The organism is Halobacillus alkaliphilus (assembly GCF_900113125.1).
GTDB lineage: Bacteria > Bacillota > Bacilli > Bacillales > Halobacillaceae > Halobacillus > Halobacillus alkaliphilus.
Genome location: NZ_FOOG01000030.1, coordinates 39960 through 49474 on the forward strand (window position 1 = coordinate 39960; position 9515 = coordinate 49474).

Genomic DNA, 9515 nt, shown 5'->3' on the forward strand with positions numbered 1-9515 from the left:
GGTGCAAATGGAACAACTTTTACAAGTTAATGATTTAATAACTTCATTCCGGACAACAGGAGGTAAACTTCCTGCTGTCCGGGGGGTTTCTTTTTCTGTAAATGAGGGTGAAACTCTCTGTATAGTAGGAGAATCTGGATGTGGAAAAAGTATTACCACTTTATCAGTCATAGGATTACTTCCGAATAATGGAGAAATCTCCGAAGGATCTATTAAATTTCAGGGTGAAGAATTAACTACGAAAAAAGAAAAGGAATTAAGAAAACTTCGTGGAAATGATATTTCGATGATTTTTCAGGAGCCTATGACTGCTTTAAATCCTGTATTTACGATAGGTTACCAATTAATGGAGCCTTTAAAAACTCATAGGCGAATGAGTAATAAGGAAATGAGAAGCAAATCTATTGATCTGTTGAAGCAGGTAGGTATACCAGACCCCGAAAAAAAGTTAAAGCAGTTTCCTCATGAACTAAGCGGAGGCATGAGGCAGCGTGTACTGATAGCGATAGCTCTAGCCTGTAATCCTTCTTTATTAATTGCTGATGAACCTACTACAGCCTTGGATGTTACTATTCAAGCACAGATTCTTGATCTAATTGATGATTTAAAAACGGATCTTGGGATGGGTGTAGTAATGGTTACCCATGATATGGGGGTCGTGGCTGAGGTAGCCGATCGAGTGATGGTGATGTATGCCGGTAATGTAGTAGAAACAGGGACAGTAGATGAAATATTCTCGAGTCCTAAACATCCCTATACGAAGGGGCTGCTTGCATCGGTACCTAATGTGGATGATACTGATCATAAATTAGAGGCGATTCCTGGTTCTCTTCCCAATTTAAACGAGACCATTCATGGATGTCGTTTCCACCCTAGATGCCCATTTGCTATGGAGAAATGTGTGGAGAAAGATCCGCCGCAGTTCAAAGTGTCACAACAACAGTATTCAAAATGCTGGTTACAAGAGGAGGGGATCTCCAGTGAGCCTAAAGACAGAGCCTATTCTTGAAGTTAGTCACGTGAAAAAATATTTTCCAGTGAAGAGCAGTTTCTTGAAAAAAACCGTTGGAAATGTTCAGGCTGTTGAAAATGTTTCTGTAGACGTGCGTGAGGGAGAGACATTAGGCGTTGTAGGAGAATCGGGTTGCGGAAAGTCTACTTTCGGCCGGACAGTGCTTGGTTTGGATACTTTAACAGAAGGATCAATCAAGTTTCGTGGAGAAGAAATAGGAGGTCTTTCAGATCGCCAGTTGAAAAAATATAAAAAAGAGATGCAGATGATTTTTCAAGATCCCTATGCTTCTCTCAATCCTCGTCAAAGAGTAGGGGAGGCATTGGAAGAAGCTTTTATTATTCACACAAAACTTAGCAAAGCGGAAAGAGTTCAACGTGTGAAAGACCTGCTGAAGGAAGTAGGGCTAAAAGAAGAACATGCAGAACGATACCCTCACGAATTTAGTGGAGGTCAAAGACAAAGGATAGGAATTGCCCGGGCGGTTTCCCTTAATCCTTCTCTAATCGTCTGTGACGAAGCAGTTTCTGCGTTAGACGTTTCTGTACAGGCGCAAATTATTAAACTTCTGAAAGAACTGCAACATTCTCATCAGTTAACTTACTTATTTATCTCTCATGACTTAGGTGTGGTTCGCCATATTTGTGACCGAGTACTGGTGATGTATTTAGGAGCAACAATGGAGCTTGCCCCAGCTGAAGAGCTATTTGCGAACCCTTTACACCCTTATACTCAAGCTCTTCTTTCAGCTATTCCGAGACCTGTACCTGGTAGAAAAAAGGAAAGGATAAAGCTACAAGGAGATTTACCTAACCCGGCGAATTATCCAAGTGGATGTCCTTTTCATACACGCTGCCCACTTGCACATGAGCGCTGTCGGGTAGAAGTACCAGAATGGAGAGAAGTTCAACCAGACCATTTTGTCGCTTGTCACGAAGTCTAACGTATTTTCCATTATTATTGAAAGGAGCACGATTAAATGCAGCACTTAGACTATCTCTATCACCCCTATGAAAACGCAAGAAACTCGACCATTGCGAAAAACGGAATGGTTGCGACCTCACAGCCGCTAGCGTCTCAAGCCGGGCTGTCCATACTGCAAAAAGGAGGAAATGCGATAGACGCAGCCATAGCAACCGCCGCAGTTTTAACGGTCGTTGAACCTACCTCAAACGGAATCGGTTCAGACGCTTTTGCCCTTGTATGGACAGAAAATAAACTTTACGGACTGAATGGCAGTGGCCATTCACCTGCTTCTATATCTACGGAAGAAATAAGAAATCGAGGGTACGAAGAGATTCCGAAGTTTGGCTTTGAGCCTGTTACTGTTCCTGGGGCACCCGGTGCGTGGGCTGAACTATCCCGCCGTTTTGGCAAGCTTCCATTTAAAGATTTATTCGCTCCAGCTATTCAATATGCGGAAGAAGGCTATCCGATTTCTCCTGTACTAGGGAAGTTCTGGGGGATGGCTGCTAAGAAATTCCGTGAGACCTTAAAAGGAGAAGAGTTTACTCACTGGTTCGATACTTTTGCTCCGGGTGGCAAAGCACCTGAAATCGGTGAAATCTGGAAATCAGAAGGTCATGCGCATACACTGAGAAAGATAGCTGAAACCCATGCGGAAGACTTTTATAATGGAGAAACAGCCGATCGAATCGATGCTTTCTCTAAACAGTACGGCGGTTTTATCTCTAAAGAAGACTTGGCCAGCTATCAACCGGAATGGGTAGACCCAATTTCAGTAAATTACCGTGGTTATAACGTGTGGGAAATCCCTCCGAACGGGCAGGGACTTGTGGCGCTTTCCGCTTTGAACATGTTAAAAGGGTTTGACATACTTGAAAAAGAAAGTGATTCTACATATCATAAGCAAATAGAAGCTATGAAACTCGCTTTTGCAGACGGAGAAAAGTACATCGCCGATGCCCCCTCTATGGAAGTAGGAATCAATGATTTATTAGATGAAGATTATTCAGCGGCACGCAGATCTTCTATTACAGAAGAGGCTGGCGAGCCGGAAGCGGGCGTACCCCCGAAAGGCGGAACCGTGTATCTGGCTGCCGCGGACGGGGAAGGTAACATGGTATCGTTTATTCAAAGCAACTACATGGGATTCGGTTCTGGATTAGTGGTGCCTGGAACTGGCGTGGCTCTTCAGAACCGTGGTCATAACTTCACCATGGAACAAGGGCACGCAAACTCTCTGGAAGGGAATAAGAGATCGTATCATACCATTATCCCTGGCTTTTTAACGAAGGGGGATCAGCCTGTCGGACCATTTGGCGTCATGGGCGGATTTATGCAGCCCCAGGGTCACGTCCAGGTCGTTATGAACACGGTTGATTTTCATTTAAACCCGCAGTCAGTGCTTGATGCTCCACGCTGGCAGTGGATGAAAGGTAAAACGGTATGGGTAGAACCGAACTTCCCTAAGCATGTCGCGGAAGCCCTGGCACGCCGCGGCCACGAAATCAGCGTTCAGCTGGAAACAGGTGCTTTCGGGAGAGGCCAGATTATATGGCGTGATCCGGAAACAGGAGTTTTATATGGCGGCACTGAGTCGAGAACAGATGGTACGATCTCCGCTTACTGAATGAAGAGGAGAGTCGGATTGGAAGGAGAGGAGAAGGAATGCAGCAATGGAATCTCTTTATAGCCTTTTTTCGTGTGGGAATGCTCGGTTATGGAGGAGGACCTTCTTCCATTCCACTGGTCCACAAGGAAGTGGTGGATAAATACGAATGGCTCACGGACGATGAATTTGGCGATGTGCTGGCATTAGGGAATTCACTGCCAGGCCCCATTGCTACAAAAATGGCAGGGTACATAGGTTATCGAGTTTCAGGGGTCATAGGGATGTTGAATGCTGTATTAGCAACCATTCTGCCTACGATTGTCATCATGATTGTGCTGATTACTTCCTTAAACAGTTTTCGCGATCAGGCCTGGGTTAATGGTATGACACAGGCTGTTGTCCCAGTGGTAGGGGTTATGCTTGCCAAGCTGACTTATGATTTTCTAAAAAAGGCTCAGGTGAATCTGGGCTGGGTCGTCTCGTTATCTCTCGGGGCGGGTTCTCTTTTATTGATTGAATGGATCGGCATTCACCCTGGCCTGCTTATCTTTGCGTTATTACTGTACGCTTTGCTTAAACCTGTTAAAGCTAAAGATAAGTCTAATCTTAAAAGTCAGGAGCAGTCATCATGATCTTTTGGAAACTATTTGTTGCTTTTTTTATACCTGGAATTATCGGTTATGGTGGAGGTCCTGCTTCCATCCCTTTGGTAGAAAATGAGGTTGTGGGACGATTTGGATGGATGAGTGTGACGGAATTCAGTGAAATGCTTGCTATGGCAAACGCACTGCCCGGACCTATTGCAACGAAGATGGCCGGGTTTATCGGGTATCAGCAGGCGGGTGTCCTGGGTGCTGTCGTCGGTGTCTTTGCAACCGTCGCTCCATCGCTTATTTTAATGATTGTCCTGCTTAGCGTGTTATATAAATTTAAGGATTCTCCAAGGGTCAAGCGGATGACCAATTTAATCCGTCCGGCAATTGCCGTGCTTCTTGGGATTATGGCTTATCAGTTTTTTTGGAATTCCTATGAAGCTGCAGGACTCCTGCAAACGACGATCCTGATCATCGCCAGTTTCTTGTTACTTGAAAAAGTAAAACTCCACCCCGCCTTTGTAATCCTTGGGTCACTCATATACGGCGCCTTATTCTTGGGTTGAATAAAGCGGATTACTAAACAAAAGGGCCGGTTAGTTGAAGACTCAGTTTCGAGATATCTTGGGCCCATTGCTCATATAGAGAGGGGCTGGCTACGAAAACAACTCGCTTTCCTGCGGCCCTACATGACGAAGGGACGATCGACGTTGCCACAGGACGTGGCGATTTTAGTCGATCCTCCTTTTTATCATGAGCCTCCTCAGTCGTTAACACTCCATGCGGTGTCTCGCCTAGCTCCTTCTCTCGCGGGAGTCTCATCGTTCCCTCCGCCATCCTATGATTGAGGAGTGAACGGACCCTTCTATAAGAGAGGTAATCGGTCTGGATCAGCCTTAACCCCTTATATATCAGGGATTGCATACTTAAATAAGTTAGATACTCTTTCGCTCTCCAGTTAATTTTAGCAGGCATTTTTGGTGGATTTCGAGCTTCTGATTCGGCAAGGTCCGTAGGGGGGGTGATGTAGACTCCTGTGGGATGAACATGATCGGTAAGATCCCGGAAGGCGAAGCCTGAGGAAGCTTAACATAAGGGATGTTCGACTAAGATAGCCACCTCCTGTGGCAACGTCGAACGACCCTGCGTCGTGCAGGGCCGGAAAGCGAAATCATCCCCCGAAGGACTGTCCTCTCAGCCTAAATATCTCGAAACTGAGTCTTCAAGTAATGGGAGCGAATCTATAATAATCAACAGAGACTTTAGGTGGTACAAGAACTCGTAGATTCCAGACTCTCTTTAATCCTCAGTTCAGCAAAATTCCCTGATGTTAAGAAGGAGTACCATAGGAATAGAGCGAATATCCTAGTTAGGAACTAACTTTTCGATTAAAGGGGAGAGAAGAATGAGCAAATATTCTATTGAACAATTTATAAGAGAAACGAAGCAGGATGACGCAGAGAATGAATACTTCGAGTTGGAAACCCCGCGGATCCTGGAAGTGAACTTGACTGACCAGGTGTGGGCGAAAGCAGGATCCATGATCTCGTACAATGGACAGATTAAATTTGAAAGAGAAGGATTCCTTGAGCACGGTGTAGGCCGTTTCGTGAAAAAGGCCATGAGTGGAGAAGGAAGCTCTCTAATGAAAGCTACCGGTCGCGGTAGTCTATACTTAGCTGATCAAGGCAAAAAAATCACTATTCTGGAACTGGATAATGAAGAGATTACAGTGAACGGAAACGATCTTCTTGCTTTTGAGCCAGGCGTAGACTGGGATATCCAACTGATGAAAAAAGTTGCCGGAATGATGTCGGGTGGTTTGTTCAACGTCAAACTGCAGGGAAGAGGTAAAGTAGCGATCACTTCTCATTACGAACCCCTTACCATTATGGTGCGCCCGGGGCAGCCAGTAATTACCGATCCAAATGCTACGGTCGCCTGGTCGGGACATTTGAAGCCGGAATTTCGTACAGATATCAGCTTTAAAACTCTCATTGGACGGGGAAGTGGAGAATCGATCCAAATGGAATTCAATGGAGACGGCTTTGTCATCGTCCAGCCGTTTGAAGAGATCAATACTTCAGGCGAGCGCGGCAAATAAGGGTTTGTTAAATGATGGAGAGTTAAATATAGACTGGCATTTTCTCATGATAATTTGAATAGAGTAAAAGACCGGGAGCTGAATATGTTTTTTCAAAAAAAATTCAAGCATCATCCTTTACTTCACTGCTAAAACGTTGTAAGATATGAAATAACTTAAAAATAAATAACGGAAACTTCTTATCCAGAGAGGCGGAGGGACTGGCCCTTTGATGCCCGGCAACCATCGAATCAATCTAAAGATTGACGAGAACGGTGCCAATTCCTGTAGGATGGTGACATCCTAAGAGATGAGAGGATCGTACGGACTATAATACGACCCCTTTTCTTGGATAAGAAAAGGGGTCTTTACGTTGTCATATACCCGTGAAGGCTCTCGATAGAAGTTGCGTTAAAAAGGAAAGGAAAGATGAGATATGGCGAAGGCAATTTTTGGAGCAGGGTGTTTCTGGGGAGTAGAAGCATTCTTTGAAAAATTTGAAGGCATTACATCTACGCGAGTAGGTTATATTGGCGGGAATCTGGAGAACCCTTCTTATGAACAGGTGAAAACGGGTAAAACAGGTCACGCAGAAGCTGTGAAAGTAGAGTATGATCCAACTGTCATTACTTACTCTGAACTCGTAAATATCTTTTTTGAAACGCACGATCCAACATCAAAAAATCGTCAAGGTGCCGATATCGGCCACCAGTATCGCTCGGCGATTTTTTACAATGATCCCAGTCAAAAATATATTGCTGAAGAAAAAATTAAAGAGTGGGATGAGAAAGGCACCTTCAAGCGCCCGATTGTAACAGAGGTTGTTAAGACCACCACTTTCTATGAAGCGGAAGAACATCATCAGAAGTATTTGCAGAAGAATGGTTCAGTAGCATGTGGAATCGGCTAAAATCGCTGATTCTTGTAAGGCGCTCAGAGTTTTTACTCTGAGTGCTTTTTTATTTTTAGAGCTGCGAAGTTACGAACAGAATCAGGAAGGGAAAACCTTTGAACAGAGCGAAAAGAGTGAGAGGTAAGTTTTGTGAAGGGGGGAGCGGATTTGTTATGGATAAATGAATCTATATTAATCATTATGTGTTTGTTTATGGTGGCAGGGGCCCTGGATTACTATGTACTTAATCAGCGTTTGTCTTTAGGCAAGCATTTCTATGATGCCTTTATGATGATGGGGCCGCTAGCCTTATCCATGGTAGGAATCATTTCGCTTGCTCCTGTCTTGTCAGAAGTCGCTGCACCGGTTATTGGTCCAGTCTTTAAAGGAATGGGTGCTGATCCCTCCATGTTTGCTTCTATGATTTTAGCGATTGATATGGGAGCTTATTCCCTGGCCGAAGCTTTAGCATTAACAGATGAAGCGGCCGTGTTTTCATGGGCATTTTTAGGAACTATGATGGGGCCGACGCTCGTCTTTACTATACCGGTTGCCCTTACCGTCATTCAAAAAGAAGACCGTCCTTATTTCGCAAAAGGGATCCTCATCGGCATAGTGACAATCCCGATCGGCTGTCTGGCGGGCGGAGCGATTGCAGGATACGAATGGTTATGGATGCTGCAGAACTTATTGCCTGCGCTTCTTCTTTCTGTTCTCATTGGGCTGGGTTTATGGTTGTTTACGAATGGGGCTATACGTGTATTTGCCTGGTTTGGAAAAGGAGTCGAGATCTTAATTATTACCGGGCTTGCAGCTATTACGATTGAAACGCTCACGGAATTCACCCTCATTTCAGGCATGGCCCCGCTTTCTGAAGGGGTCTCTATTGTAGGGAGGATTACCGTTACCCTTGCAGGAGCTTATCCTTTAATCGCTTTTTTGAATCAAAAAGGGGAAAAGGTATGGAATCGGCTGAGCCGGAAGATTGGCTTAAATGCTTCCGCTATGACCGGCCTCCTGGCTTCCCTTGCCCATCATTTACCCATGCTCGCTATGATGAAGCACATGGATAGCCGGGGGAAAATAGTGAATTCGGCTTTTGCGGTAAGTGGAGCTTTTGTACTGGGGAGTCACTTTGCTTTTGTAGCAGGTATTGAAAAAGATATGATTGTTCCTGTTATTGTGGGCAAGCTGATCGCAGGAGGACTCGCTGTAGGTATTGCCTTACTTTTAACAAGAAGGAATGAGCAGATGGCTTTAACCAAGTAATCAACTAGGCTAAAATCGACGTGAATCTAATCATAAAGGAGTTTTTCCTGTGAAGGCAGAAATGAAAGAGCGCTACAACGAATACATTGAGAAATTCAAAGCGACGGCTCCTGAAGATGTGCAAGATAAGATGAAGCAGGCCATTCAAGAACTGGAGCATTCATCGGATGGTAAGGGTCTATCCGAAGGTGAAAAAGCTCCTAATTTCAAGCTTCCTGATGCGAATGGAAATTCAATAGAATTATATAAACAGCTGGAAGAAGGACCTGTCATATTGACGTTTTACCGTGGAGGCTGGTGTCCTTATTGTAATATGGAACTCCGGGCATATCAGGAGATTCTTGATGACATTCACGACAGTGGGGGCGAACTAATTGCGATCAGTCCTGAAGAGCCTGATCATTCTTTATCCACCACTGAAAAAAATGACCTCCAGTTCCATGTAGTAAGTGATGTTGGAAATGAAACCGCCAATCAGTATAACCTCGTTTATCAGCTGCCGGATTATCTTGTTGACGTCTACAAAGAAAAAGGGCTGCGAGTGGACGAGCATAACGGTGATGAAACATGGACACTTCCTGTTTCCGCAACCTATGTAATTGACCAGGATGGAACCATTGTTTATGAATATACCAAAGAAGATTACAAAGATCGTGCTGAGCCTTCGGAAGTACTGGAGCAATTAAAAAAAGTACGAGTATAAAAAGGAAGCACAACCCCAGTTCGACTGTGGTTGTGCTTTTTTATGTGTGCCCGGCACGGGTGTAAACTCTAGGGTTCAAGTCCCGAGCGGCGAAGGTCGTTGTAGCCGTTAGTCAAAGGCAAGGGTGTCCAGGGTGACCTGAAATCTGAAGGAAGCCGGAGACAAATTTCCGCCCCGAGGAACACAAATCTCATAAAAGGCTGTCTGTCTGGGGTGAGTCTGCATAACAAGACGAAACCCCAACGACCAAAGGGGCAGGCAGTAAATGAGGCGGGGATATGGAAAGGAAGTTTATGCTTTTACCCGGGGAGGTCTGATGGACAAGCCGTACACATGCGGTAACCGATTCCCCAAAGAATCGCTGAACCATCAGAAGTCAGCCGAAGCC

9 protein-coding genes and 1 riboswitch are annotated in these 9515 nt (G+C 44.8%); all 9 genes read left to right on the forward strand.

All coding sequences use genetic code 11. From position 1 onward, the window contains the following. The first annotated feature begins 7 nt into the window (after positions 1 to 7). The 9 genes from BMZ06_RS14665 to BMZ06_RS14710 all read left to right on the forward strand — a co-directional run bounded on the left by BMZ06_RS14665 (position 8) and on the right by BMZ06_RS14710 (position 9127). The gene (locus BMZ06_RS14665) at positions 8 to 1009 is read left to right on the forward strand and encodes an ABC transporter ATP-binding protein (protein WP_245756023.1); all 1002 of its coding nucleotides are present in this window, start codon (positions 8 to 10) and stop codon (positions 1007 to 1009) included. After that, positions 981 to 1955, forward strand: coding sequence for an ABC transporter ATP-binding protein (locus tag BMZ06_RS14670; RefSeq protein WP_245756024.1), 975 nt, complete (start codon positions 981 to 983; stop codon positions 1953 to 1955). The genes BMZ06_RS14665 and BMZ06_RS14670 overlap by 29 nt, the downstream gene beginning before the upstream one ends. Before the next feature lie 36 nt (positions 1956 to 1991). Beyond that, the gene (locus BMZ06_RS14675) at positions 1992 to 3605 is read left to right on the forward strand and encodes a gamma-glutamyltransferase family protein (protein ID WP_089753027.1); all 1614 of its coding nucleotides are present in this window, start codon (positions 1992 to 1994) and stop codon (positions 3603 to 3605) included. A gap of 38 nt (positions 3606 to 3643) precedes the next feature. Then, the gene (locus BMZ06_RS14680) at positions 3644 to 4219 is read left to right on the forward strand and encodes a chromate transporter (protein WP_089753029.1); all 576 of its coding nucleotides are present in this window, start codon (positions 3644 to 3646) and stop codon (positions 4217 to 4219) included. Then, complete coding sequence (locus tag BMZ06_RS14685) at positions 4216 to 4746, forward strand: chromate transporter (protein WP_089753031.1); 531 nt, start codon at positions 4216 to 4218, stop codon at positions 4744 to 4746. Before BMZ06_RS14680 ends, BMZ06_RS14685 begins: the two co-directional genes overlap by 4 nt. Before the next feature lie 839 nt (positions 4747 to 5585). Then, positions 5586 to 6284 (forward strand): AIM24 family protein, encoded by a 699-nt coding sequence (locus tag BMZ06_RS14695; protein WP_089753034.1) that lies wholly within the window; start codon positions 5586 to 5588, stop codon positions 6282 to 6284. Between the two features lie 176 nt (positions 6285 to 6460). After that, positions 6461 to 6580: riboswitch (SAM riboswitch) on the forward strand. Between the two features lie 119 nt (positions 6581 to 6699). Further along, positions 6700 to 7173: a peptide-methionine (S)-S-oxide reductase MsrA gene (msrA, locus tag BMZ06_RS14700; protein ID WP_089753036.1), complete on the forward strand. Its 474-nt coding sequence runs from the start codon at positions 6700 to 6702 to the stop codon at positions 7171 to 7173. A 150-nt stretch (positions 7174 to 7323) separates the two neighbouring features. After that, entirely contained in the window at positions 7324 to 8424 is a 1101-nt protein-coding gene (gene eutH, locus BMZ06_RS14705; protein ID WP_089753039.1) for an ethanolamine utilization protein EutH, read from the forward strand. Between the two features lie 49 nt (positions 8425 to 8473). Further along, positions 8474 to 9127: a peroxiredoxin-like family protein gene (locus BMZ06_RS14710; RefSeq protein WP_089753042.1), complete on the forward strand. Its 654-nt coding sequence runs from the start codon at positions 8474 to 8476 to the stop codon at positions 9125 to 9127. The last annotated feature ends 388 nt before the right edge of the window (positions 9128 to 9515 follow it).

Coding starts and splice junctions, on each gene's coding strand:
- BMZ06_RS14665 (WP_245756023.1), top strand. CDS start 8: ATGGAACAACTTTTACAAGTTAATGATTTAATAACTTCATTCCGGACA.
- BMZ06_RS14675 (WP_089753027.1), top strand. CDS start 1,992: ATGCAGCACTTAGACTATCTCTATCACCCCTATGAAAACGCAAGAAAC.
- BMZ06_RS14680 (WP_089753029.1), top strand. CDS start 3,644: ATGCAGCAATGGAATCTCTTTATAGCCTTTTTTCGTGTGGGAATGCTC.
- BMZ06_RS14685 (WP_089753031.1), top strand. CDS start 4,216: ATGATCTTTTGGAAACTATTTGTTGCTTTTTTTATACCTGGAATTATC.
- BMZ06_RS14695 (WP_089753034.1), top strand. CDS start 5,586: ATGAGCAAATATTCTATTGAACAATTTATAAGAGAAACGAAGCAGGAT.
- msrA (WP_089753036.1), top strand. CDS start 6,700: ATGGCGAAGGCAATTTTTGGAGCAGGGTGTTTCTGGGGAGTAGAAGCA.